Source organism: Embleya sp. NPDC050154 (genome assembly GCF_044460165.1).
Taxonomy (GTDB): domain Bacteria; phylum Actinomycetota; class Actinomycetes; order Streptomycetales; family Streptomycetaceae; genus Embleya.
This window is the reverse complement of record NZ_JBITJP010000025.1, coordinates 113,257-136,748: the sequence shown is the minus strand read 5'-3', so window position 1 is coordinate 136,748 and position 23,492 is coordinate 113,257. Positions and strand designations below refer to the sequence as shown.

At 71.5% G+C, this 23,492-nt stretch carries 23 protein-coding genes and 1 tRNA gene; 17 read left to right on the top strand and 7 right to left on the bottom strand.

Going from position 1 to position 23,492, the window contains the following annotated elements; genetic code table 11:
* Positions 1–36: 36 nt before the first annotated feature.
* Complete coding sequence (locus ACIBSV_RS39170) at positions 37–1,371, bottom strand: sensor histidine kinase (RefSeq protein WP_395871779.1); 1,335 nt, start codon at positions 1,369–1,371, stop codon at positions 37–39.
* Between the two features lie 269 nt (positions 1,372–1,640).
* On the opposite strand from ACIBSV_RS39170, the gene ACIBSV_RS39165 reads away from it, so the two are divergent.
* From ACIBSV_RS39165 to ACIBSV_RS39105, 13 genes are all read left to right on the top strand, one after another.
* Entirely contained in the window at positions 1,641–2,012 is a 372-nt protein-coding gene (locus ACIBSV_RS39165) for an NADH-quinone oxidoreductase subunit A (protein ID WP_395871777.1), read from the top strand.
* A complete protein-coding gene (locus ACIBSV_RS39160) occupies positions 2,003–2,605 on the top strand; it encodes an NADH-quinone oxidoreductase subunit B (RefSeq protein WP_395871775.1) in 603 nt (200 codons plus the stop codon). The genes ACIBSV_RS39165 and ACIBSV_RS39160 overlap by 10 nt, the downstream gene beginning before the upstream one ends.
* Positions 2,602–3,720: an NADH-quinone oxidoreductase subunit C gene (locus tag ACIBSV_RS39155; RefSeq protein WP_395871773.1), complete on the top strand. Its 1,119-nt coding sequence runs from the start codon at positions 2,602–2,604 to the stop codon at positions 3,718–3,720. The genes ACIBSV_RS39160 and ACIBSV_RS39155 overlap by 4 nt, the downstream gene beginning before the upstream one ends.
* The gene (locus ACIBSV_RS39150; protein ID WP_395871771.1) at positions 3,717–4,673 is read left to right on the top strand and encodes an NADH-quinone oxidoreductase subunit H; all 957 of its coding nucleotides are present in this window, start codon (positions 3,717–3,719) and stop codon (positions 4,671–4,673) included. Before ACIBSV_RS39155 ends, ACIBSV_RS39150 begins: the two co-directional genes overlap by 4 nt.
* Positions 4,673–5,227: a NuoI/complex I 23 kDa subunit family protein gene (locus ACIBSV_RS39145; RefSeq protein ID WP_395871770.1), complete on the top strand. Its 555-nt coding sequence runs from the start codon at positions 4,673–4,675 to the stop codon at positions 5,225–5,227. Before ACIBSV_RS39150 ends, ACIBSV_RS39145 begins: the two co-directional genes overlap by 1 nt.
* Entirely contained in the window at positions 5,224–5,784 is a 561-nt protein-coding gene (locus ACIBSV_RS39140) for an NADH-quinone oxidoreductase subunit J (RefSeq protein ID WP_395871768.1), read from the top strand. The genes ACIBSV_RS39145 and ACIBSV_RS39140 overlap by 4 nt, the downstream gene beginning before the upstream one ends.
* Positions 5,785–5,791: 7 nt before the next feature.
* The gene (gene nuoK, locus ACIBSV_RS39135; protein WP_395871766.1) at positions 5,792–6,115 is read left to right on the top strand and encodes an NADH-quinone oxidoreductase subunit NuoK; all 324 of its coding nucleotides are present in this window, start codon (positions 5,792–5,794) and stop codon (positions 6,113–6,115) included.
* Complete coding sequence (locus tag ACIBSV_RS39130; protein ID WP_395871764.1) at positions 6,112–8,004, top strand: NADH-quinone oxidoreductase subunit L; 1,893 nt, start codon at positions 6,112–6,114, stop codon at positions 8,002–8,004. The genes nuoK and ACIBSV_RS39130 overlap by 4 nt, the downstream gene beginning before the upstream one ends.
* 52 nt (positions 8,005–8,056) lie before the next feature.
* On the top strand, positions 8,057–9,568 hold the full coding sequence (locus ACIBSV_RS39125; RefSeq protein WP_395871762.1) for a NuoM family protein: 1,512 nt from the start codon (positions 8,057–8,059) through the stop codon (positions 9,566–9,568).
* A 1-nt stretch (position 9,569) separates the two neighbouring features.
* On the top strand, positions 9,570–11,147 hold the full coding sequence (locus ACIBSV_RS39120; RefSeq protein WP_395871761.1) for an NADH-quinone oxidoreductase subunit N: 1,578 nt from the start codon (positions 9,570–9,572) through the stop codon (positions 11,145–11,147).
* 169 nt (positions 11,148–11,316) lie between these two features.
* Positions 11,317–12,177: a zinc metalloprotease HtpX gene (gene htpX, locus ACIBSV_RS39115; RefSeq protein WP_395871759.1), complete on the top strand. Its 861-nt coding sequence runs from the start codon at positions 11,317–11,319 to the stop codon at positions 12,175–12,177.
* Positions 12,178–12,290: 113 nt separating this feature from the next.
* Positions 12,291–12,695: a YccF domain-containing protein gene (locus ACIBSV_RS39110; protein ID WP_395871757.1), complete on the top strand. Its 405-nt coding sequence runs from the start codon at positions 12,291–12,293 to the stop codon at positions 12,693–12,695.
* Positions 12,696–12,909: 214 nt separating this feature from the next.
* Positions 12,910–13,890, top strand: a complete 981-nt coding sequence (locus tag ACIBSV_RS39105) for a glycosyltransferase family 2 protein (RefSeq protein ID WP_395871755.1) — start codon at positions 12,910–12,912, stop codon at positions 13,888–13,890.
* A 196-nt stretch (positions 13,891–14,086) separates the two neighbouring features.
* Here the strand turns inward: ACIBSV_RS39105 and ACIBSV_RS39100 are convergent, their stop codons facing one another.
* Positions 14,087–14,575, bottom strand: coding sequence for a YajQ family cyclic di-GMP-binding protein (locus tag ACIBSV_RS39100; RefSeq protein ID WP_026217952.1), 489 nt, complete (start codon positions 14,573–14,575; stop codon positions 14,087–14,089).
* A 175-nt stretch (positions 14,576–14,750) separates the two neighbouring features.
* Here ACIBSV_RS39100 and ACIBSV_RS39095 point away from each other — a divergent pair.
* The 4 genes from ACIBSV_RS39095 (at position 14,751) to ACIBSV_RS39080 (ending at position 17,700) form a co-directional block, all read left to right on the top strand.
* A tRNA-Tyr gene (locus ACIBSV_RS39095) sits at positions 14,751–14,833 on the top strand.
* 296 nt (positions 14,834–15,129) lie between these two features.
* A complete protein-coding gene (locus ACIBSV_RS39090) occupies positions 15,130–15,582 on the top strand; it encodes a guanylate kinase (RefSeq protein ID WP_395871753.1) in 453 nt (150 codons plus the stop codon).
* Entirely contained in the window at positions 15,579–16,415 is an 837-nt protein-coding gene (locus ACIBSV_RS39085; protein ID WP_395871751.1) for a DUF1932 domain-containing protein, read from the top strand. The genes ACIBSV_RS39090 and ACIBSV_RS39085 overlap by 4 nt, the downstream gene beginning before the upstream one ends.
* Before the next feature lie 268 nt (positions 16,416–16,683).
* Positions 16,684–17,700: an NUDIX hydrolase gene (locus ACIBSV_RS39080; RefSeq protein WP_395871749.1), complete on the top strand. Its 1,017-nt coding sequence runs from the start codon at positions 16,684–16,686 to the stop codon at positions 17,698–17,700.
* A gap of 162 nt (positions 17,701–17,862) precedes the next feature.
* On the opposite strand, the gene ACIBSV_RS39075 is transcribed toward ACIBSV_RS39080, so the two are convergent.
* From ACIBSV_RS39075 to ACIBSV_RS39055, 5 genes are all read right to left on the bottom strand, one after another.
* Complete coding sequence (locus tag ACIBSV_RS39075; protein WP_395871747.1) at positions 17,863–18,306, bottom strand: nuclear transport factor 2 family protein; 444 nt, start codon at positions 18,304–18,306, stop codon at positions 17,863–17,865.
* A 292-nt stretch (positions 18,307–18,598) separates the two neighbouring features.
* Entirely contained in the window at positions 18,599–20,242 is a 1,644-nt protein-coding gene (locus tag ACIBSV_RS39070) for a beta-N-acetylhexosaminidase (protein WP_395871745.1), read from the bottom strand.
* A 7-nt stretch (positions 20,243–20,249) separates the two neighbouring features.
* Positions 20,250–21,080 carry a carbohydrate ABC transporter permease gene (locus tag ACIBSV_RS39065; RefSeq protein WP_395871743.1) on the bottom strand — a complete coding sequence of 277 codons (831 nt, stop codon included), beginning with the start codon at positions 21,078–21,080 and terminating at the stop codon, positions 20,250–20,252.
* A gap of 113 nt (positions 21,081–21,193) precedes the next feature.
* Entirely contained in the window at positions 21,194–22,159 is a 966-nt protein-coding gene (locus ACIBSV_RS39060) for a carbohydrate ABC transporter permease (RefSeq protein ID WP_395871741.1), read from the bottom strand.
* Between the two features lie 4 nt (positions 22,160–22,163).
* Positions 22,164–23,456 (bottom strand): extracellular solute-binding protein, encoded by a 1,293-nt coding sequence (locus ACIBSV_RS39055; protein WP_395871739.1) that lies wholly within the window; start codon positions 23,454–23,456, stop codon positions 22,164–22,166.
* Positions 23,457–23,492 lie beyond the last annotated feature (36 nt).

Genomic DNA, 23,492 nt, shown 5'->3' with positions numbered 1-23,492 from the left:
ACCGCGGGCGGGTCGGATCTCAGCCCCGCCGCGTCCTCACAGCGGCAGCCACACGGTGACCCTGGTGGGCCCGCCCTCGGGGCTGTCCACGGTCAGCGTGCCGTCCACCCCGCGCACCCGCTCGATCAGGCCGGCCAGCCCGGACCCCTTGCCGGTCGAGGCACCACCGGCGCCGTCGTCGGCGACGATCAGATACATCCGGCCGTCCTGGTGGCCCACGGTCACCCACGCGTGGGTGGCCCGGGCGTGCTTGGAGACGTTGGTCAGCAGTTCGGACGCGCAGAAGTAGGCGACCGACTCGATCGGCGCGGCCGGCCGACCGGGCAGGTCCACCTCGACCCGGACCGGGACCGTGCAGCGGGCCGCGATCGAGGACAGCGCCGCGTCCAGACCCCGGTCGGTGAGCACCGCCGGATGGATGCCCCGGGCCAGGTCGCGCAGTTCCTGGAGGGCGAGCTTGACCTCGTCGTGCGCGGAGGAGACCATCCGCGCGGTCTCGGTGTCCTGGCTCGCGTTCAGATTCTCCTTCGCCATGCCCAGGTCCATCGCCAGGGCGACCAGTCGGGCCTGCGCGCCGTCGTGCAGGTCGCGCTCGATCCGGCGCAGGTCGGACGCGGCGGTGTCGACGGCGGCCTCCCGGGACACGGTCAGGTCGCGCACCTGCTCGGACAGGAACTTCGGGCCGAGCAGTCCGCGCACCATCACCCGGTCCACGTTGGCCATCCCGCGCACCAGCCACGGCGTCGCCAGGAGCAGCAGCACGCCCGCCGCCATGGTCAGCGTCACCGGGCCAGGCCCGGCGAGGTAGTGGTCGGCGCCCGGCGCGTGCGGCCCGTCGCCGGAGAGCTTCGCGCCGGGCATGTCGGCCCGGCGATACAGCGGCTGGGTGAGCGGATAGGTGACCATGGTCAGCGACGCCGCCCACAGCGCCGTGGTGACGGCGAAGGTGAAGACGCCCCAGGGCAGTTGCACGCACAGATACAGGCAGGCCCGCCACCCGGTCCGGTCGGTCAGCGCGGACTTGATCCAGCCGGTGAACCCCGGCCGCGGCCGGAGCGGGGCCGGTGCGCGCACATGCTCGTCCAGCAGCGCGCTCGCCCGGGCCCGCTCCATCCGGCCGAACAGCCGGCTGCCCATCAGGGTCAACGCCAACATCGGCAACCCGATCAGGAACAGCGGGGTCAGACCGACGCCGAGCGCGATGAACACCACGGCGTAGGTGAAACCGACGATGCCGATGGGCAGATTGAGCACGAGATGGATCGTGTCGGTCCACGTGCGCACCGTGAACGGCGCGCGCAGGATGCCCGGCCGCGCTCGGGCCGGGGCATCACCTGTGGACCCGTCGTAGGCAGTCACGGGTGAGGGCATGGACATGGAGTTGCCTCGCTGGGAGAGAAGCCGATCCGTTGGGTCAACTCTGCCCGGTGACCCGGGCGGGTCCCATGGCGCGGGTCGGTGTCTTGGGGGTGGGGTTGTCCCTACCACCTTGGCTTCGGGAGCGGTATCGCCGATCCGGCCGGTCGGCGGATTGGACACCGGGGACAGGTCCGGCGCAACCCCCCTAGACTCCCGTGCCACAAACGTAAGCAACGTCCACGCAACGTTCGGGCAATGTCGGATCGGGAGGCAGGCGCCAGGTGGAGGGCTACTACGGAACGTACGCGCTCGTGGGTCTGGTGCTGCTCGTCGCGTCGGCCTTCGTCGCGGTGGCGTTCGCCGGCGGGCGACTGTTGCGACCGAGCGTACCCACGCACGAGAAGCTCACGACGTACGAGTGCGGGGTCGACCCGGTGGGGGTGGGGTGGGCGCAGGTCCACATCCGGTACTACCTCTACGCGTACCTCTACGTCATCTTCGCGGTCGACGTGATCTACCTGTTCCCCTGGGCGACGGTGTTCGACGCGCCGGGCTTCGGCGCCGCGACCCTGGTGGAGATGTTCGTGTTCGTCGGCTTCCTGGCCACCGGACTGCTGTACGCGTGGCGAAAGGGTGTCCTCGCATGGACCTGACACCGGCACCGGTGGAACGCACACCGGTCGACCTCCCGCAGCCGCGGCTCGGGGTGCTCTCGCGGCTCGCGCCGGACCCGGTGCGGCTCGTGCTCAACTGGGGACGGCGCTACTCCCTCTGGGTGTTCAACTTCGGCCTGGCGTGTTGCGCGATCGAGTTCATCGCGTCCTCGATGGCCAGGCACGACTTCATCCGACTGGGCGTGATCCCGTTCGCGCCCGGGCCCCGGCAGGCCGACCTGATGGTGGTCTCGGGGACGGTCAGCGACAAGATGGCGCCCGCGATCAAGCGGCTGTACGAGCAGATGCCCGAGCCCAAGTACGTCATCTCGTTCGGGTCCTGCGCGAACTGCGGCGGTCCGTACTGGGATTCGTACTGCGTCACCAAGGGCGTGGACCAGATCGTGCCGGTCGACGTGTACGTGCCCGGCTGCCCGCCCCGGCCCGAGGCGCTGCTCCAGGGCATCCTCAAGCTCCAGGAGCGGATCGCGGTGGAGAACCCGGCCGCCCGGTACGCCCGCAAGCTGCCCGCCGCCGCGCTCGCGCGACCGCTGGTGGCGCCGCCGAAGCCCGCGGCGGGGGATGCCGGATGACCCCGGAGGAGATCCGCGCGGGGCTGGGCGAGGAGCTGGTGCTCGCGGTGTCGGACGCGTACGGACTGGTCACCGTCGATGTCGCGGCGCAGAACTGGCCGGCCGCGCTGACCGCCGCGCGCGACGTGCTCGGCTGCGCGTTCTTCGACTGGCTCACCGGTGTCGACGAACTCGCCGAGGGGTTCGACGTGGTCGCGCACGTGTGCGCGATCCCGACCGGGCCCAGGCTGCTGCTGCGTACCCGCGTGCCGCGCGAGGCCGCCGTGCTCGCGACCGTGACCGGGGTGTACGCGGGGGCCCGCTGGCACGAGCGGGAGACGCACGAGATGTTCGGCATCGACTTCACCGACCACCCGGGCCTGGATCCGCTGCTGTTGCCGGACGGCTTCGAGGGACACCCGCTGCGCAAGGAGTTCGTCCTGGCCGCGCGGGTGGCCAAGGCGTGGCCCGGTGCCAAGGAACCGGGCGAGTCCGACCACGGTGCCGGGCCCGGCCGCTCGCCGGGCCGCCGCCGTACGTTGCCGCCGGGCGTACCGGATCCGGCGACCTGGGGTCCGCACAAGGAGGAGGCGGCGGCCGAGGCCGCTGCCGCCGCCGAGGAACGCCCACGCCGCACCCGCGGCGCCGCGGCGGGCTCGGCGAGTCAGGCCGGCGAGGGCGCGCCGCCGGCGCGCCGCACCCGCGGCGCCGCGGCCGGTTCGGCGAGCCAGCCGGGCGAGGGCGCACCGCCCGCGCGTCGCACCCGCAGCGTGTCGCAGGGTTCGGCGAGCCAGAGCGCCGCGCCGCCGGCCGCGCCGGAGCCGGCGTCGCCCGAGCCTCCCGCGACCGACTCGACTCCGCCGACCGAGCCGGCGTCACCGGCGCCTGCGGCGCCACCCGAGCCCGCATCGGCGCCTGGGGCGCCACCCGAGCCCGCCGCGCGGCCCGAGTCCACGACGCCCTCCGAATCCGGTGCGTCGCCCGAGGCGCCATCCGAGCCTGCGGCGCCATCCGAGCCCGAGGCGCCGGCCGAGTCCACCGCACCCGCCGAATCCGCCGCGTCGCCCGAGGCGCCCGCCGTCGAACCGCGCGAGAGCGGTCCGACCCGCCCGTCCACCGAAGGGGACACCCCGTGAGTCTCCTCGACGTGTGCCTCCGGCTCGTTCTCGTGCTCGGGGCGTTCCTCGTGCTGCCGCTGCTGATCGGGCAGACCGAGCACAAGGTGATGGCGCACATGCAGGCGCGGGTCGGCCCGATCTACGCGGGCGCCTTCCACGGGTGGGCGCAGTTGGTCGCCGACGGCGTCAAGTTCGCGCAGAAAGAGGACATCGTCCCGGCCGGCGCCGACCGCAGGGTGTTCAAGCTCGCGCCGGCCGTCGCGCTGATCCCCTACTTCGTGGTGCTGATCGCCATCCCGATCGGCCCCAACGGCCTGGTCGGCCGGACCGTCGACGCCGGCATCGTGTTCGTGCTCGCGGTGATGGGCGTGGGCGTGCTCGGCTCGCTGATGGGCGGCTGGGCCTCGGCCAACAAGTACTCGCTGCTCGGCGGCATCCGCTCGGCCGCCCAGTTGATGGCGTACGAACTGCCGATGCTGCTGGCCGCGGCCTCGGTCGCGATGGCCGCCGGGACCGTGTCGCTGACCGGGATCGTCGAGGGCTTCGAGTGGTGGTGGCTGCCCTGGCAGGCGATCGGCGGCGTGGTGTTCTTCACCGCCGGCCTCGCCGAGATCCAGCGCCCGCCCTTCGACATGCCGGTCGCCGACTCGGAGATCATCTTCGGTGCCTACACCGAGTACTCCGGCCTGCGCTTCGCACTGTTCCTGCTGTCCGAGTACGCCGGGATCCTGATCGTGTGCGCGCTGACCACCGTGCTGTTCCTGGGCGGTTGGCACGGCCCGTGGTCGGACTCGGTCGGCTGGTTGTGGACCCTGCTCAAGACCGGCCTCCTGGCGTTCGTGGTGATCTGGCTGCGAGTCAGCTATCCGCGACTGCGCGAGGACCAACTGCAAAAGCTCGCGTGGACGGTGCTCGTCCCGCTCGCGCTCGGCCAACTCGTCCTGACCGGCGTGGTAAAGGTGGCGACCTGATGAAGGGCCTGGCCAAGGGCCTCGCGGTGACCCTGAGGACGCTCACCAAGAGGTCCGTCACACAGTCCTATCCGGAGGTCCTCCCGGAACTGCCGCCCCGCTCGCGCGGGGTGATCGCGCTGTTCGAGGAGAACTGCACGGTCTGCATGTTGTGCGCGCGCGAATGCCCGGACTGGTGCATCTACATCGACTCGCACAAGGAGGTCGTGCCCGCCCGCGAACCCGGCGCGCGCGACCGCACCCGCAATGTGCTCGACCGCTTCGCGATCGACTTCGCGCTGTGCATGTACTGCGGCATCTGCGTCGAGGTGTGTCCGTTCGACGCGTTGTTCTGGTCGCCGGAGTTCGAGTACGCGACCGGCGACATCCACGAACTCACGCACGAGAAGGACAAGCTGCGCGAGTGGATGTGGACCGTGCCGCCACCACCCGCGCTGGACGAACACGCCGAGGACCCCAAGGAACTGATCCAGGCCCGCAAGGCCGTCGAGAAGGCGGAGAAGGCCGCGGCCGCGGCCCGGGCCGCCACACCGGAAGCGGAGGAGACCCCGTGAACCTCGCCGCCACCGAGCACGGATTCCTCTCGCCCACCGGCGCCGAGATCGCCTTCGTCCTGGTCGGCGTCGTCGTGCTCGGCTCCGCGCTGCTCGTGGTGAGCACCCGTCAGGTCGTGCACGCCGCGCTGTGGCTGGTGGTCACGCTCGGCGGGCTGGCCGCCGAGTACCTGCTGCTCACCGCCGAGTTCATCGCCTGGGTCCAGGTGCTGATCTACGTCGGCGCCGTCGTGGTGCTGCTGTTGTTCGGCCTGATGCTCACCAAGGCGCCGATCGGATACTCCGAACCGGCCGACCCCGCCGCCCGGATCCCGGCCGCCGTGGTCGCGCTGGGCGCCACCGCGACCCTGCTCACCGTGATCGTGGACGCCTTCCGCACCGCCTACCTGCATCTGGGCGACGACAGCGTGGGCAGCACCCGGGTCACCGGGGAGAGCCTGTTCAAGGTGTGGGTGCTGCCGTTCGAGGTGTTGTCCGTGCTGCTCCTGGCCGCGCTGATCGGCGCCATCGTGCTGTCCCGCTCCCGATCGGGCGTGCGCTCGGGCCGGAAGGACTGACCCCGCGATGCATCTGGTCTATCCGCTCGTCCTCGCCGTCCTGCTGTTCGGCATCGGGCTCTACGGGGTGATCGCGCGCCGCAACGCGATTCTCGTGCTGATGTCGATCGAGCTGATGCTCAACGCCGTCAACGTCAACCTGGTCGCGTTCGACATGTATCTGCGCGACACGCTGCACGCCGGTCAGGCGCTGACCCTGTTCGTGATCACCATCGCCGCCGCCGAGATCGGTCTCGGGCTGGCCATCGTGCTGATGGTGTTCCGCAACCGGGCCACCACCGACGTTCCCGAACTGCGCGAGCTCGCCGAGCACAAGGAGGGATCGGTATGACGGTCGCCGCCGCGACGGCCACCGGCCTGCCCGCGCTCGCGGCCCTGCTCGGGCTGTTCCTCGGGCGCCGGGTGCGCCCGGTCCTGTTCGCCGTACCCGCGGCCCTGGTCGCGACCGTGCTCGCGATCGTCGTGGCCGCCGGCATCGGCGACGACACGCGCGAGTCGGTGGTGCGGCTGACCCCCACCGGCGCCCTGGACATCACGCTGGGGCTACGGGTGGACGGCCTCGCCGCGCTGTCCGCGGTGCTGGTCACCGTGGTCGCGCTGCTGGTGCAGGTCTACTCGGCCGCCTACCTGCGCGAGGACCCGCGCTACTCGTCCTACGCGGCGTTGGTGTCGCTGTTCACCGCGGCGATGCTGCTCGTCGTGTTCACCGGCGACCTGATCGTGCTCCTGGTCGGCTGGGAGGTGATGGGCGTCTGCTCGTACTTCCTGATCGGCCACCACTGGGAGACCGAGGCGGCCCGCTCCGCCTCGATCAAGGCGTTCGTGGTCACCAAGCTCGGCGACGTGCCGTTCCTGATCGGCATCCTCGTGCTCACCGCGGGCGCCGACTCGTTCCGGATCCGGGACGTGCTCGCCGCCGTGCCCGAGGGCGGCGCCGGGTGGGTGACCGCGGGCACCCTGCTGCTGCTGGGCGGCGTCGCGGGCAAGTCCGCGCAGGTACCGCTGCAGACCTGGTTGCCGGACGCGATGGCCGGCCCGACCCCGGTGTCCGCGCTGATCCACGCGGCCACCATGGTCGCCGCCGGCGCCTACCTGGTGGCCCGCCTGTACCCGGCCTTCCTGGCCGCGCACGCGACGCTGATCGTGCTCGCGGTGCTGGCCGCGGTGACGATGATCGGCTCCGCGCTGGCCGCGCTCGCCCAAGAGGACCTCAAGCGGGTGCTCGCGTGGTCGACGGTCGGCCAACTCGCCTACATGACCGGCGGGCTCGCGGTCGGCGGGCGCGACGCGGCGGTGTTCCACCTGCTCTCGCACGGCGCGTTCAAGGCGCTGCTCTTCCTCGGCGCCGGGGTGGCCATCCACGTCGCCGGAACCGGTGCGCTGGCCGGCATGGGCGGGCTGCGGCACCGCGCGCCGATCGCGTTCTGGACGATGACCGCCGGGCTCGCCGCGCTCGCGGGTGTCCCGCCGTTCTCCGGCTTCTTCAGCAAGGAGGCGGTGCTCGGCGCGGCCGAGCACACCGCCGCCGGCCACGGCTCGGTACCGCAGGTGGCCGGCTGGCTGGTCCTGGTGGCCGGCCTGCTCACCGCCGTGCTGACCGCGGCCTACGCGACCCGGGTGTGGCTGCGGGTGTTCCTCGGGCCGGCGCGCGAGACGGCGCCCGGTGCGGAGGTGCCCGCGCACGCGGACGCCGCGGACTACGGCGAGCCCGCCCACCCGGGTGAGGCGCCCGCCGCGATGGTGTGGCCGCTGATCGTGCTCACGGTGCCCACCGTGCTGTTCGGCTTCGTGGCCTTCCCGGGCCTGCCGCCCCTCGGCAGCGACCTGGGCTATGCCGAACTGACCCCGAACCCGCTGACCACGGTGCTCGCCCTGATCGCGCTCGGGCTCGGGGCCGGCTCGGTCGCCGCGCTGTGGCGGCGCGACCCGGCCGCCGATCCGGCCCGCGCGCTGGGTCCGCTGCGCGGCCCGGCACTGCGCGGGTTCGATGTGGACGGGCTGTACGCGGCGCTGGTCGTGACCCCCGTCCGACTCGCCGCCAAGGCGTCCCGGTTCACCGACGGGGCCGTCGTCGACACCTACGTCAAGGGCGCCGCACAGAGCGCGTGGCTGCTCGGCGGCGGAATCCGGCGAGGCCAGAACGGCAACGTCCGGCTGTACCTGACCGGCCTGTTCGCGGGCGTGGTCGTGCTCGCCGTCGCGGTGGCGGTGGGCTCGTGACGCGCCGTCGACCGTTGCCCCCGACGCCCCCTCATGCCCAGGAGACCTCGCGGTGAGCGTCGTGCTGATCCTCGTCGTGGCCGCGCCGCTGCTCGGCGCCGCCCTGCTCCTGCTGCCCGGGGTCGGTGATCGCGCGGCCCGGCTGGTCGGCGTCGCCGCGAGCGCGGCGACCCTGGTCGGCGCCGTCGTGCTCGCGTGCGGGTTCGACCGCGGGCGTGGCATGCAGTTCGAGACCGACGCGTCCTGGGCGCCCTCGCTGGGCCTGCGCTTTCACCTGGGCATCGACGGCATCTCGCTGCCGCTGCTCCTGCTCACCGCGCTGCTCACGCTGCTGGTCGCCGTGCACAGCCTGTGGAACATTCCGCCGGGCGGCGACTCGCGGGCGTTCGTGGCGCTGTTCCTGCTTCTGGAGACCGGCACGCTGGGCACCTTCGCGGCGCTCGACCTGATCCTGTTCTTCCTGTTCTTCGAGGTCGTGCTGGTCCCGATGTACTTCCTCATCAACCGCTGGGGGAGTCCGGGCGAGCGCGGCCCCGCCTCGTACAAGTTCATCCTGTACACGCTGCTCGGTTCGGCCGTGATGCTGCTCGGCTTCCTGCTGATCCAGGCGAAGACCGGCACCTTCGACATGGTCGAGCTCGCCGAACGGCACGGCGCGGGCATGTCGCACGGCGCCCAGGTGCTCGCGTTCCTGGCGATCGGCCTGGGCCTGGCGGTCAAGGTGCCGATGTGGCCGCTGCACACCTGGCTGCCCGACGCGCACACCGCCGCGCCGACGGCGGGCTCGGTGCTGCTGGCCGGCGTGCTGCTCAAGATGGGCACGTACGGCCTGATCCGGATCGCGGTGCCGATGTTGCCGGAGGGCGCCGAGACGTTCGCGCCGTATCTGGCCGCGTTCGGCGTGGTGGGCATCGTGTACGGCTCGCTGGTGTGCCTGGCCCTGCTGCGCGACCCGGACGGCGACCTCAAGCGCATCATCGCCTACTCGTCGGTGGGCCACATGGGCTTCGCGCTGCTGGGCATCGCGACGCTGACCCCGCAGGGGATCAACGGCGCGTTGTTCGTCAACATCGGCCACGGCCTGATCACCGGCCTGCTGTTCTTCCTGGCCGGCGCGGTCAAGGACCGGCACGGCACCGCGCTGCTGGGCCGACTCGGGGGCGGGATGTACGGGCGGACCCCGCGACTGGGCGCACTCGTGGCGTTCGGCGCGGTGGCCGGGCTCGGGCTGCCCGGGCTGGCCGGCTTCTGGGGCGAACTGCTCGCGATGTACGGCGCGTACGAGCCCGCGGCCGGGTTGTCCACCGGCGGCTACCGGACCTTCCTGGTCCTGGCCGGCCTGGGCACCGTGCTGACCGCGGCCTACATGCTCGGCCTGGTGCGCCGATTGTGCATGGGCCCGGCGGGCGAGGCCCCGACCGGGCGGCCCGAGGTGGACGTGACCGGCCGCGAAGTCGTGGTGTGGACCCCGCTCGTCGCGCTGACCCTGCTTGCCGGAGTGTGGCCGGCCACCGTGCTCGCGATCACCGACCCGGCCGTGCGTGCCCTCATGGGAGGCAGCTGACATGCCGTTCGACGTCCAGTCGATCGACTGGCTCGCGATCGGGCCGGTGGTCGCCGTCGCGGTCGCCGCCCTCGTGGTGCTGCTCGCGGACCTGTTCCTGGAGGGCGCGCGCAAGGCCGCGCTGCCCTGGCTCACCCTGGCCGGACTCGGCGCGGCGCTGGTGCTGTTGGTGCCGCTGCGCGCGGACGACTCCGAGGCGCGCGGCACGTTCTGTTCGCCGTCGGGCTGCTCGTACGTGGTCACCGACCTGACCCTGGTGCTGCAACTGGTGCTGCTCGGGTCGGCGTTCGTGGTCGTGCTGCTGTCCATGCCGATGACCCGGCACAGTGCGGACGGCGACGAGGGCGAGGTGCCCGGCGGCGAGTACCACTTCCTGCTGCTGTCCTCGGTGACCGGCGCGGTCGCGCTGGCCGGCGCGCGCGACCTGCTCACCCTGGTGGTGGCCCTGGAGACGTTGTCGCTGCCCGCGTTCGCGCTGGTCGGCCTGCGTCGGGACGGCCAGGGCGGCGAGGCCGCGCTGAAGTTCTTCCTGCTGTCCGTGGCCGCCACGGCGGTGATGCTGTTCGGCGTGAGCCTGGTCTACGGGAGCACCGGCAGCGTGCACCTGGCCAGGATCGCGAGCGACCTGGAGAACCTGGACCCGCGGCTGACCAAGGTGGCCGCGACCGGCGCGGTGCTGACCATGGTCGGGTTCGCGTTCAAGGTCGCGGCGGTGCCGTTCCACTCGTGGGTGCCGGACACCTATCGCGGCGCGCCGATCCCGGTGGCCGCCTACCTGTCCGTGGTCTCCAAGACCGCCGGGTTCGCCGGGCTGCTCCTGGTCGCCGGCATCGCGTTCCGGCCGTACGCGCACATCTGGGGTCCGGCCATGGCGGTGCTCGCCGCGGTGACGATGACCGCGGGCAACCTGGCCGCGCTGCGGCAGACCGACGCGGTGCGGCTGCTGGCGTGGTCCTCGATCGCCCAGTCGGGCTACGTACTGGTCCCGTTCGGAACCGCCGCCGGGCACGGTGAGGACTTGGCCGACACGCTGCCCGCGGCGGTCGCCTACCTCGCGGTGTACGCGGTGATGAACCTCGGCGCGTTCGCGGTGGTGACGCTGGTGGCCGGCGAGCGCGGCGGGCTGGTCTCCGACCACCGCGCGCTGTTCCGTTCGCGCCCGGTCGGCGCCGCGGCGATGGCGTTCTTCCTGCTGTGTCTGGCGGGCATCCCGCCGGGGCTGGCCGGGCTGTTCGCGAAGGTGACCGTGTTCCAGGCGGTGATCGACTCCGGCACCGGGTGGCTCGCGGTGGTGATGGCGGTCAACGTGGTGATCGGGCTGTACTACTACCTGGCCTGGACGGCGCAGTTGTTCGCTCCCGCGGCACCCGGGGTGCCGGGCGCGGTCGGGGGCGCGGGGGAGTCGGGGCGCGCGGAGGGCTCGGGCGTCTCGGCCGGCTCGCCCGGCGGTGTCGACGGCGGTCGGACGCCGGCTCCATTGGTCGCCGCGCTGGTGCTCACGGGGGCGCTCGGGGTGCTGCTCTCGGTCGCGCCACAGCTTGTGCTGCACGTGCTCACCGTGCCGGGTCTACTCGGCTGACCTGCGGTTCCGGTCCCGGAGCGGGGGGTTACGCCCGCCTCGGGAGGGAACTCTGCGAGGCGTTGTCCCGTTGCGAAGGAAGAGACAACGGGCAGAGGGCGACAAGCCGGCGGATACCCCGCACGGACCCGCATTGTCACCCCTGGGACGCTTGCGAGAGGACTCTGCCGTGCACGGCCAGCACAACGGACTGAAGACCGCCGTACTGCTCGGCGGCATGTCGGCGCTCATCCTGGTCGTCGGCAGCTTCTTCGGTCGGACCGGGTTGATCATCGCCCTGTTCGTGGCCCTGGCCACGAACGGCTACGCCTACTTCAACAGCGACAAGATCGCGCTGCGCTCGATGCGCGCGCGACCGGTCAGCGAGGCGGAGAACCCCGAGCTGTACCGGATCGTGCGCGAGCTCTCCAACGACGCCCGGCAGCCGATGCCGCGCCTGTACATCTCGCCCACCGAGGCGCCGAACGCGTTCGCCACCGGCCGCAACCCGCGCAACGCGGCGGTGTGCTGTACGACCGGCATCCTGCGCATCCTGGACGCGCGCGAGCTGCGCGGGGTGCTCGGACACGAGCTGTCGCACGTCTACAACCGGGACATCCTGATCTCGTCGGTGGCCGGTGCGCTGGCCAGCGTGATCATGTTCCTGGTCAACTTCGCCTGGCTGATCCCGTTCGGCCGCAGCAACGACGACGAGGGGCCGGGCCTGTTCGGGATGCTGGCCATCATGATCCTGGGTCCGCTGGCGGCCAGTGTCATCCAGTTGGCGGTCAGTCGTTCGCGTGAATATCAGGCGGACGCCTCCGGGGCCCGCCTCACCGGAGACCCGATGGCGCTCGCGAGCGCGCTGCGCAAGCTGGACGCGGGCACGCAGGCGCTGCCGCTGCCGCCGGAGCCGAAGCTGCAGACCACCAGTTCGCTGATGATCGCCAACCCGTTCCGCCGGGGCGCGGGCGGGATGAGCAAGCTGTTCTCGACGCACCCGCCGATGGCGGAGCGGATCGCGCGGCTCGAGGCGATGGCGGGGCACTGAGGCGGGGCGCCGAGGCGGGGCGCCGAGGCGGCAGTCGGCCCGGCGGGTGCATTCGGTGGGCCGCCAGTCCTGCGGGGGACGTCAGCGGGCCCGGGGCGGGGTAGAACAAGTTCGTGAAAACTGTCCTGAACATCATTTGGCTCGTGTTCTCCGGCCTGTGGCTGGCCATCGGCTACGCCATCGCCGGCATCGTCTGCTTTCTGTTGTTCTTCCTCGTCGTCACCATCCCGTTGGGCATCGCGTCCTGGCGGATCGCGGCCTACGCGCTGTGGCCGTTCGGCCGCCGGGTGGAATGGCGTCGCGACGCCGGCACCGGGTCGATGCTCGGCAACATCCTGTGGATCGTGCTGTTCGGCTGGTGGCTGGCGCTCGCGCACCTGGTCACCGGCCTCATCCTGTGCGTCACCATCATCGGCATCCCGCTCGGGCTGGCGAACTTCAAGCTGATCCCGGTGTCGCTGACTCCGCTGGGCCGCGAGATCGTCTCGACCGACGACCCGATGCACGTGGGCGTCTGAGCGGGTCGGTTCGAGCGGGTTCGGGCCTCGGTGATCGCCCGTCGGGTGGTTGCTGAGCCCGGACAGGCCAATCGTGTGGTCTCGTACGAGGGAGACCGGAGCCAACCGCTCCAGCCGCGCTCCCGGTGTGTCGATATGTCCCGGTAGGCCCGGGTGGACGGAGAAGACACCCATCCCGGGAAGCAGACCCACACCGGGAAGCGCGGAGGTTGCCGTGGCGGCGACGGTCAGTGTCATCGTTCCGACCCGCGACCGCACGGCCCTGCTGGCCGATGCCCTGCGCAGCGTGGCCCTCCAGGGCACGCGGGACATCGAGGTCGTCGTGGTCAACGACGGCGGCGCGGACGTGGCGGGCGTGCTGCCGCTGGGCGTGCGGGGGATGACCGTGCGGTTGCTCTCCTTCCCGCGCTCGCGCGGCCCGGCGGCGGCGCGCAACGCCGGTCTGGAGATCGCCACCGGGCGGTTCGTCGCGTTCCTCGACGACGACGACATGTACCTGCCCGGCCATCTCGACCGGGCCCTGGCCGCCCTGGAGCGCACCGGCTCCGACGCCGTGTACGCGGACTGCATCCTCAGCGGCGACCGGGCGTCGCCGGGCGAGACACCGGGCAGCCCGTATCGCTACGACTTCCCGTACGACCCGGACATGCTCTCGGTGGCCAACTTCGTGCCGACCACCGCCGTGGTCGCCCGCAATCCCGCGCACACCGCGCCCGCGTCGTGGTTCCGCTTCGACCCGGAGTTGCCCCTCCTGGTCGACTGGTCGTTGTGGTTGCGGCTGGTGCACGATCGGGGCTGGTCGTTCGCCCGGCTGTCCGAGCCCGGCGTGGTCTACCACCGCGAACCCGCCGACTCCAGCCTGTCCGGCGGCGCGGCGGCCCGACTCGACTCGCTGGGCCGGTACGAGGACACCTACCGCACGATCATCGCCCGCTGGCCGGTCCCACCCACCGGCCGTGTCGCGCGCTTCCGCCGACACGCTTTGACCATGTTCGCGATCGCCCGGGAGCAACTGTCCACCGGCGCCCACCTGGCCCCGTTCGCCTACGAGGACGCCCTGCGCGTCCTGCACGCGGGCTTCACCGGCCGGCTGGAGGAGGACGCCGTACCCACCCGCCTGTCCGCCGTGCTGACCGGCGCCCACACCCCGACGATCGACGCGTGCGGGCCTCTGGTGGAGCGCGTGCAGCAGTAGGGCGGTTCCGGCTCGGGAACCCGATCGCGGCACGCGGACACCGCCCTCCTCGACTGCGCGAAAGAGCACAGAAAGGGCACAGCGAGGGCGGTGAATCCGCCGGCCGTGTCCGACCGGCGATCCGCCCTCGCCGTGCCCTCGACCCGTCACCCACCGGGCCCGCCACGATCCCGCCGCCGCAGGGTGGCGGCCTCGGTCAGCGGTAGTTCACGAACTGCAGCGCGAAGTCCAGGTCCTTGCCCTTGAGCAGCGCGATGACCTCCTGGAGGTCGTCCCGGTTCTTGGACGACACGCGCAGCTCCTCACCCTGGATCTGCGCCTTGACGCCCTTGGGCCCCTCGTCGCGGATGATCTTGGAGACCTTCTTCGCGTTCTCCTGGGAGATGCCCTCCTGGATCGACGCGAAGATCTTGTACTCCTTGCCGGAAGCCTTCGGCTCCCCGGCGTCGAGCGACTTGAGCGAGATGCTGCGCTTGATCAGCTTGCCCTGGAACACGTCGAGGATCGCGTTCACGCGCTCCTCGGAGTTGGCGCGCATCTCGATCTGCTCGCCGGTCCAGCCGATGTGCGCGCCGACGTTCTTGAAGTCGAACCGCTGCGCGATCTCCTTCGAGGTCTGGTTCAGCGCGTTGTCGACCTCCTGACGGTCGACCTTGGACACGATGTCGAAAGAGGAGTCAGCCAAGGCTCGGAATCGCTTTCTGTGGGATCTGAAGTGAGAGGGAAGGCAACCCCTCCAGCCTAGAGCGTCCCCCACGACCCGGACTCCGGCCGCGCCCACCCCGCCCGATCCGATACCGAGTGGCGAAGCACCCCGGGTGGTCCGCTATTGTTGTCCCGTCGCGCCGCAAGGCGCACACGGCGGGTTGCCCGAGTGGCCAAAGGGAGCAGACTGTAAATCTGCCGGTGTATGCCTACGTTGGTTCGAACCCAACACCCGCCACACCGTGAAGAAGGCCCCTGATCAGCGGAAACGCTGGTCGGGGGCCTTTGTCGTGTCCGGAGGCCGGCCGTTCGGCGGGTTGTGGGTGGTGGGCGGGTGGGGTGGGGTCGGCGGCATACTGCTGCGCTCGTGGGTTGTGGGTGGGGAGGGTGGCGGTGACTTCGGGGGCTGTGGTTCTTTATGGGCCGCCGGCGGCTGGGAAGGACACGGTCACGGCGGCTTTGTCGCGGTTGGACGGGGCGTTTGTTCACTTCCGGCGGTTGAAGGCCGGGCCGGGGCGTTCGTCCGGGTATCGCATGACGGATTCCCGGGTGTTGGCGGGGATGCGGCGGGACGGGTTGATCGTGCACGGCAACCGGCGTTACGGGGCGGAGTACGCGACGGACGTACCCGAGCTCGATCGGCTTACGGCACGCGGGTGTGTTCCCGTGGTGCACGTCGGACAGGTCGACGCGGTCTTCGCGCTTGCGGCGTATCCGGTGCACTGGACGCGGGTTCTGTTGTGGTGTTCGCGGGACGTCACCGCCGAGCGTTCGGTCGGTCGGGGTGATGTCGACGGTGATGCTCGGTTGCGGGTCTGGGAGGAGACGTACGCCGATCTGGAGGCGCGCCGCGAGGTGCGGTGGTCCGTGATCGTGCGGACCGATCGGACGTCGCCGGACGAGTCCGCGGCGCTGATCCGGCAGGCTGTGCGTGACCGGGCGCCGGATCGATTCACCCCGGCCCACCTGCTTCGAGGGGCCTCATGACCACGATCGGAATGCTTCATCCGGGCAGCATGGGCGCGGCGGTGGCGGGGGAGTTGACCGGCCGCGGGATCACCGTGTTGTGGTGTCCCACGGGTCGTGGTGCGGCGACCGCGGCACGCGCGGACAGGTTCGGTCTCGAACCCGTCGAGGAGCTCGACGAGTTGCTCGATCGCTGTGCCTGTGTGATCTCGCTGTGCCCTCCCGGGGCGGCGGAGGCGGTTGCCCGTTCGGTCGCCGAGCGGCGGTACGCCGGGTTGTACGTGGAGGCGAACGCGGTGAGCCCGGAGCGGATGGGGCGCATGGCCGCGCTGCTTGGCGCGGGCGGCGCCGCCGTTGTCGATGGAGGTGTGGTCGGGTCCCCGCCTTCGCCGACCCGGTCTCCTCGCCTCTACCTGTCCGGTGCGGGCGACGAGGTGGCTCGTGTCGCCGAGTTGTTCGCCGACACGAGGGTGCGGGTGCGAGCCCTTCCCGGCGGGATCGGGCAGGCGTCCGGGCTGAAGTTGTCGTTCGCGAGCTATCAGAAGGCGAGCAGGGCGCTTGCCGCCGTGGCGCATGCGATGGCGAGCGAATACGGCGTCGGGGCGGAACTGCTCGACATCGCCCGGGATCACTCCACGCGGCATCTCGCGGAGCCGGACTACATCGCGGATGCCGCCGCCAAGGCCTGGCGCTGGGAGCCGGAGATGAGAGAGGTCGCCGCGGCCCTGACGGCCGTCGGCCTGCCCGCCGAGATGGCCTTCGGCGCCGCCGACGTCCTCGCGCGGTGGGCGCCCGCGAAGGACACCGAACTCGACCCGACCGAGGCCATCGAGATGCTGCGCGACACCCCGTAGCGGCGGCATCCGTGGCCGACTCCCGCACCCGGCCCCGGTATTCGGCCCCGGCCCCGGCACCCGGCCCCGGCCCCGGCACCCGGTACCCGGTACCCGGCCCCCGGCACCCGCGCCGAACCCGCGCATCGGACCCGCCCATCCGCCCCACGTTCGCCCCGCCTCCGGCCCCGCATCCGGTCCCGCATCCAGCCCCCGAAATTCGGTACATCCGATCGTCGGCCAGGATGGAGCCACGACTACGACGGACGCGGCGGGGGAGCGGATGAGCGTGAGCGGTAACGACGAGCCGGTATCCCAGGGACCGATCGACTACCACGCGACCTCGCCGGGGATGCCGGTGGCCGCGTCCGTCCTGCTGCGCGATCGGCATGGCGGGCTGGTGGTGTTGGATCCCGGTCGCAAGCCGGGACTCGGCCTTCCGGGCGGGACGGCCGAGCCGGGGGAGGCTCCGCACGAGGCCGCCCGGCGTGCGGTGCGGGAGGTGTTGGCTCTCGACCTCACCGTCGGCCGGTTGCTCGCGGTGTGCACCTCGATGGCCGGGGCGTACGGCCGGGTCGTGCTCGACTTCCTCTTCGACGGGCCGACGCTGACCGACGAGCAGGTCGCCGCACTGGTCCCGGTCGACGCCGGGTCACACGCGGTGTACGTGCTCACGCCCGACCAGGCGCTGCCGCGCTTTGCCGGGCGGACTCGGCGGCGGGTGTCGGTGGCGTTGGAGGCGTACGCGTCGGGGGCGTGTCTGTACGTGGTCGACGGGCGCGAGTACCGGCCGGCCAAGGAGCGGGTGTGGCACGAGGACGAACCGATCCCGGCCGGGGCCCCGGTCCGCCGCGCGGCGGGCTGGCTGTTCGACCCGGAGGGTCGGGTTTTGCTGGTCGGTGACCCGGACGACGGGTACGCGCTGCCCGGCGGCGGCGCCGAACCGGAGGACGTGGACGCGCTCGCGACCCTGACGCGCGAGGTCGCCGAGGAGGCCAACGCGGTGCTGGGCAAGACCACCCACGTGGGCTATCTGTCCGACCCGGACGGCGGCGACGTCAGGTCCCGCAGCGCCGCCCGGATCGCCTCACTCGGACCGCTCGCCCCCGACCCGGCGACGGGATGGTCGTGGAGCCGCGCCCTGGTCACCCCGCGCCGAGCCGCCGCACTCCTCGGCGGTGGCTACGAAGCGCGCCTGCCCCAGGCGCTGGCCGCGCAACGCATCGCCCACGAACGCCTCGGCGTCCCGATCCTCGACGACGACAGCCGGGTGGACGTACCACCGGAGGGCGTCACGTTCGAGTAGGCGCGCGGAGCGGGCGCGGCCCGCACCGGCTGCCGGAACCGCGGGGGCCACGAGCGGTCCGGTGTGATCGGGCCGACCGTCGGGCGTACCTCGTCCGTCACGACGACCGGTCCGGTCGGGCGCGCTTCGGCGCGTCACCACGAGTCGGGCACGCCCGCCCGGTCACAACGACTGGTTCAGGTGCCGGCTCAGGTCGCCCACGTAGTCGGTGATCATGTGGCGCCGGGTGAAGCGCCAGGTTCCCTCGGGCCGTTCGAAGGTGTCGTGGTAGCGGCCGGTGAAGACGGGTTGGAGCGGGAAGTCGGGAAGTGCCTGGAAGACCGTCACGTAGCTGCGGCACGTTCCGGTGCCCGCCTCGTCGTCCACGTCCAGGATCAGGTTCGTGGTCACGTGCCGGGTGTGCGGTGTGCCGTTGTCGGGATAGCGGCGCGTCCACGCCTCGAACATCGCCCGGGCGGCGTCCGCCCCGGCCACCTTCAGGTCCTGGCCCTCGGCGGTGATCACCGCGTGCGCGAACAACTCGCCCACGCCCGCGTAGTCGCCGGCGTCGATGCGCTCGGCGTACAGCCCGATCAGATTCGGAATCGCGTGGTATCCGGACGACATGACGGCGACCTCTCGACCTCTCGACGCTTCGACCGACGGCCACGGCTCGACCCACGGCGCATCGCGTCCCGCAACGGAACGCAACGCGACTCGCAGCCCACCGCGTCCCGCGACGCACTACGACCCGCAGCCCGCCGCAGCCCGACCGCCCGACCGTAGCTGACGCAGCGTCAGATGTCTCGGCTCGAATGACTCGATCCAGCCCCGCCCGCCCCAGCCCCGCCTCAACCCCCGCCCCAGCCCCGCCTCAACCCCCGCCCCAGCCCCGCCTCAACCCCCGCCCAGTCCCGCCTCAAACCCCCCGCCGAATGTCCCTCGTCAACTCCAACAACTCCGCCTCACGATCCGCCCGCTCCCGAGGCCACCCGATCGCGTCCGGCCGGGTCTGCCACGGATGCGGTCCGGCCAAGGGCCGGTACTCCACCCCCAGCGCGTCCAGCCGAGCCAGGTGCGCCGACGTCAACCGCTCCGTGAACTCGGCGAAGTCGCCGGGCCCCGACCACACCGCCTCGGCGAACGCGCACAACCTCGGGAACGCCATGTAGTCGATCCGCCGGACCGAGTCCATGTGCTCGGTCCAGATCTGCGCCTGCCCGCCCAGCACTCGCGCGCCCTCCTCGGCCGTCAGCGCCGAGGGCACCGGCCGGAAGGCGTACACGTCCGCCAACGTCAACAACGGCCCGACCGGAATCGGCTCGTCCGCGCCCTCGCTCTGCCGGTAGTCGAAGTACACCGAGGTGTCCGGGCACGCCACCACCTCGAAGCCGGCCCGCGCCGCCGCGATCGTGCCGTGCTCGCCGCGCCAGCCGCCGATCAGCGCGTCCGCCGGCACCGCCGCGCCGCCCGCCAGGACCTCGTCCCAGCCGAACAGCCGCCGCCCCCGCGCGGCCAGCATCCTGGCCAGCTCGGCCACGAACCAGCCGCCGAGCGACCCCGGATCGGGGTGCCCCATCCGCTCCCACGGCCCGGTCGGCACCTCGTCGCCGCCCACGCACACGTACCGGGACGGGAAGATCGCGCACACCTCGGCCAGCACGTCGCGACAGAACCCCAGCGCCTCCTCGGTCGGCGCGAGCACCCCGTCGGACAACCCGCCCCACCGGGTGCGCACCCCCTCCACCGGCACCGCGCCGAGCGACGGATAGGCCGCCACCGCCGCCTGTACGTGCGCCGGCAGGTCGATCTCGGGCACCACGGTGATGTGCCGATCGGCCGCGTACGCGACGATCTCGCGCAGGTCCGCACCGGTGTAGTAGCCGCCGTGCGGACGTTCGTCGAACATCTCGTGCTGCCGCGATCCCCGCATGCTGCCCGTGCGCCACGCGCCCACCGAGGTCAGCCGCGGCCACCCCGGCACCTCGATCCGCCAGCCCTGGTCGTCGGTCAGATGCAGGTGCAGCACGTTCAACCGGTGCACAGCCATCAGATCCACGAAGCGCAACACGTCCTGCTTGGGCAGAAAGTGCCGGGCCACGTCCAGCATCACCCCGCGCCAGGCGAAGGCCGGCTCGTCCTCGATCACGCACACCGGCAGCGACCACCCGGCCGTGCCCACTCGCGCGCGCCGGAACGCGTCCGCCGGGAGCAGTTGGCGCAGCGTCTGCAGACCCGCGAACACCCCGGCCGCCGAACCGCCGCGCAGCTCGACGGCCGTCGCGGTGACCTCCAACCGGTACCCCTCGGCCGGCAGCGCGTCCGGGTCGAGCAGCAGCGTGATGCCCGGACCGGACCCCAGGAGGCATCCGGTCGCCGGGCCGAGCGCGCCGCGCAACCACGCCGCCTCGGCCGCCAGTTCCGGCGGATGGGTCACACCCGTGGTCGCGGTGGGGGTGAACGTGCCCGCGCCCGGGACGACCCGAGCCGGCCGCGGCAGCACGGACGTCGCCGGCGACGGCGAGGAGGAGGCGCCGGTCGAGGAGGACGAGGAGGTGGTCATGGAGGAATCAGTCCTTCACCGCTCCGCCGAGCCCCGAGACCAGGTGCCGCTGGACCAGCACGAAGAAGATCAGGACCGGAATGGTCATCAGGGTGGAGGCGGCCATGATGCCGCCCCAGTCGTTCTCGTCCGGCTTGAAGAACACCATCAGCGCCGCCGGCAGCGTCTGGTGGTCGGTGTCCAGGATGAAGGTCTTCGCGAACACGAAGTCGTTCCACGCGGTGATGAACGAGAACACCGACGTGGCCGCGAGCCCGGGCGCGACCAGCGGGAACAGGATCCGCCACAGGATGGTGAACCGGTTCGCGCCGTCGATCCGGGCGGCCTCCTCCAGCGATTCGGGGATCGCCTTGACGAAGCCGCGCAACATCCAGATCGCGAACGGCAGCGAGAAGGCCAGGTTGACCAGCATCAGCGAGCCCAGCGTGCTGAGCCCGAATCCGGGGGCCACCGTGCCGATGTCGCGGACCAGGAAGAACAGCGGGATGGTCAGCGCCTCGACCGGCACCATCTGGGCGACCAGGAACATCACCAGGATCGTCGTGCGGAACTTGAAGTTGAACCGGGTCAGCGCCACCGCCGCCAGGAACGACACCAGTCCGGAGAGTACGACCACCACGGTCGCCACGATCAGGCTGTTGAGGAAATAGCCGCCGAAGCCGCTGACCCCGAACGCGTCGCGGAAGTTGTCCAGCGTCGGATGCCACGTCCACGGCCGCGGGTTCACCGAGTTGATCTCGCCGTCCGGCTTGATCGCGGAGAGCACCATCCAGTAGAGCGGGAACACCGTCAGCAGCGCGACGACGATCGCGGTCGTGTTGGCGATCCGCCGGGACACCTTCCGGTTCCCCTTGGAGCGACGCGGCCCGACGGGGCGACGCGGCCGGTCGGGGCGAACGGCGGCGGCGCCCGACCCGGGAACCGCGGAGCCCGAAGAAGTGGACACAGTGCTCACAGCTCCTCCCCGGAGCGACGCAGCGCGCGGATGTAGAAGACCGTGACGACGAGCAGGATCAGCGTCATCAGCACGCCGATCGCCGCGCCCAGGCTGTAGTCCGAGGACGCGAACGCCTTCTGGTACGCGTACACGTTGAGCACCAGGTTCTGGCCGGCGATGCCGCCGCCCCCGGTCATCACGTAGATCTGGGTGAAGACCTTGAAGTCCCAGATGATCGACTGGATCACCACGATGGTCAGGATCGGCCGCAGGATCGGCAACATCACGTGCCGGAAGGTGGTCCAGGTGGACGCGCCGTCCAGCCGGGCCGCCTCCAGGACCGAGACCGGGATCGACTCGATGCCCGCGTACAGCGAGATCATCACGAACGGGAACGAGTGCCACACCACCACGACGCCGACCAGCGCGAACGCGGACCACTTGTCGTAGAACCAGTTGTGGCCCTGCATGCCCAGGACCTCGTTGACCAGGCCCAGGTTGGTGTCGAACAGGAACATCCACACCGTCGAGCCGGTCATCGCCGGGGCCGCCCACGCGCCGAGCGCGGCGAACATCAGCAGCAGCCGCGGCCATTTGCCGATCCGGGTCAACAGCACCGCGAGCGCCGCGCCGACCGCGAGGGTGGCCACCACACAGGCCGCCGCGAAGATCACGGTCTGGGTCAGCACGTCCCAGAACTGGTCGTCGCCCAGCAGGGTCGAGTAGTTGTCGAAGCCGACGAACTCCGCGACCTCGCCCGCCGAGGCCTGCGGCTGCCCGAACTTCAGGAAGGAGAGCAGGCCGAGCTGGTAGAGCGGGTAGCCGAACAGCGGGATCAGGACGACCGCGGAGGGCAGCAACAGCCACAGCGGCATCCACGAGCGGCGCCGCCCGGGCCTCGTCTTCTTCGCGCCGCCGCGCGGGCGGACCGGGGCCGAGGCCGGCCGGTCCGCCCGCGCGGGCGTGGTGGTCGTGGTCACCGTGCTACTTCCCGGCGAACGCGTTGTCGATCGCGGTCTTGGCCTCGCCCGTCGCCCCCGGGACGTCGGACTTGCCGGTGACCACCTTCTGGAACATGGTCGGCACCACGGACTGCGAGTCGATCTTGGCCCACGCGGCGTCCTTGGGCACGAACTTGGTGCCCGCGTTCAGGGTGTCGATGAACGGCTTGAGCCACGGGTCCTTGGCCACCACGTCGCCACGCGCCGAGGCGAGTGTGGGCAGGTTGCCCATCGCGTCGAACATCTGGAGCTGGTACTTCTTGCCGCCCAGGATCTTCATGAAGTCGACCGCGAGTGAGCGGTGCTGCGAGGACTTCATCACGCCGAGGTCGTTGCCGCCGGAGAAGGCCGGCGCGATCGAGCCCGGGGCGTTGCCCGGCAGCGGGACCACCGCGTACTTGCCCTTGGCCACGCCCGCCTCGACCGCGCTGCGCGAGGAGTTGGGCAGGATCGCCATGCCCGCGGTGCCGGCCGCGAAGGCCTCCACGGTCTTGCCGCCGGTCAGGTCGGCGCACTGCTGGGGCGGACAGATGTCCTTGGAGAACAGGTCGGTGTACGCCTTGACGCCCGCCTGCGACTGCGGCGAGTCGATCGAGGCCGCGTACTTGCCGCCCTGCTGGGTGGCGATATCGCCGCCGTTGGCCCACAGGAAGGGCAGACCGCCGAAGGTGTACTTGCCGCCGACCGCGATGCCGAACATGTCCGGCTTGGCCGCGCGCACCTTCTTCGCGGCGTCGACCAGCTCGGCGTACGAGGTCGGCGGCTTCAGGCCGAGCTCGGTGAACACGTCCGTGCGGTAGTACAGCGAGCGCAGGCCCAGCCACCACGGCAGGCCGTAGGTCTTGCCGTCGACCAGCGTGGTGTCCTTGAGGTCCTTGGGCAGGTCGCCCGCCTCGGACCAGTTGCCCAGGTCGGCGGAGATGTCCGCGAGACCGCCGGCCTGGACGTAGCCGAACAGGTCGGTGTTGCCGAACTCGACCACGTCCGGCGCGCTGTTCGGATCGTTGAACGCGCCCTTCATCTTCTCCGCGCGCGGGCCGGCGTCGGTGGGTATGTAGCCGAGCTCGACGTTCACCTTCGGGTGCGCGGCCTTGAACTCGGCGACGGCCGCGTTGACGACCTTCTCCTTGGGCCCGCGGTTCGCCTCGTCGTACAGCCACACCTTGAGCGTGCCGGTCTGTTCGTCGGCGGACTTCGACTTGGACGCCGTGCCCGGCGCGCACGCCGCCAGCGCGATGCCGGCCACTGCGACGGCGGCCAAACTCCGGATCTTCACGACAATTCCTCCTGCGGCGAGGCAGGCCGGAGCGAT

What these genes read in the sequence shown, in the direction of transcription:
- ACIBSV_RS39170 (WP_395871779.1), bottom strand. Translation starts at nt 1,371, where the DNA reads ATGCCCTCACCCGTGACTGCCTACGACGGGTCCACAGGTGATGCCCCG.
- ACIBSV_RS39160 (WP_395871775.1), top strand. Translation starts at nt 2,003, where the DNA reads ATGGACCTGACACCGGCACCGGTGGAACGCACACCGGTCGACCTCCCG.
- ACIBSV_RS39155 (WP_395871773.1), top strand. Translation starts at nt 2,602, where the DNA reads ATGACCCCGGAGGAGATCCGCGCGGGGCTGGGCGAGGAGCTGGTGCTC.
- ACIBSV_RS39145 (WP_395871770.1), top strand. Translation starts at nt 4,673, where the DNA reads ATGAAGGGCCTGGCCAAGGGCCTCGCGGTGACCCTGAGGACGCTCACC.
- nuoK (WP_395871766.1), top strand. Translation starts at nt 5,792, where the DNA reads ATGCATCTGGTCTATCCGCTCGTCCTCGCCGTCCTGCTGTTCGGCATC.
- ACIBSV_RS39130 (WP_395871764.1), top strand. Translation starts at nt 6,112, where the DNA reads ATGACGGTCGCCGCCGCGACGGCCACCGGCCTGCCCGCGCTCGCGGCC.
- ACIBSV_RS39120 (WP_395871761.1), top strand. Translation starts at nt 9,570, where the DNA reads ATGCCGTTCGACGTCCAGTCGATCGACTGGCTCGCGATCGGGCCGGTG.
- ACIBSV_RS39090 (WP_395871753.1), top strand. Translation starts at nt 15,130, where the DNA reads ATGACGGATTCCCGGGTGTTGGCGGGGATGCGGCGGGACGGGTTGATC.
- ACIBSV_RS39085 (WP_395871751.1), top strand. Translation starts at nt 15,579, where the DNA reads ATGACCACGATCGGAATGCTTCATCCGGGCAGCATGGGCGCGGCGGTG.
- ACIBSV_RS39075 (WP_395871747.1), bottom strand. Translation starts at nt 18,306, where the DNA reads ATGTCGTCCGGATACCACGCGATTCCGAATCTGATCGGGCTGTACGCC.
- ACIBSV_RS39070 (WP_395871745.1), bottom strand. Translation starts at nt 20,242, where the DNA reads ATGACCACCTCCTCGTCCTCCTCGACCGGCGCCTCCTCCTCGCCGTCG.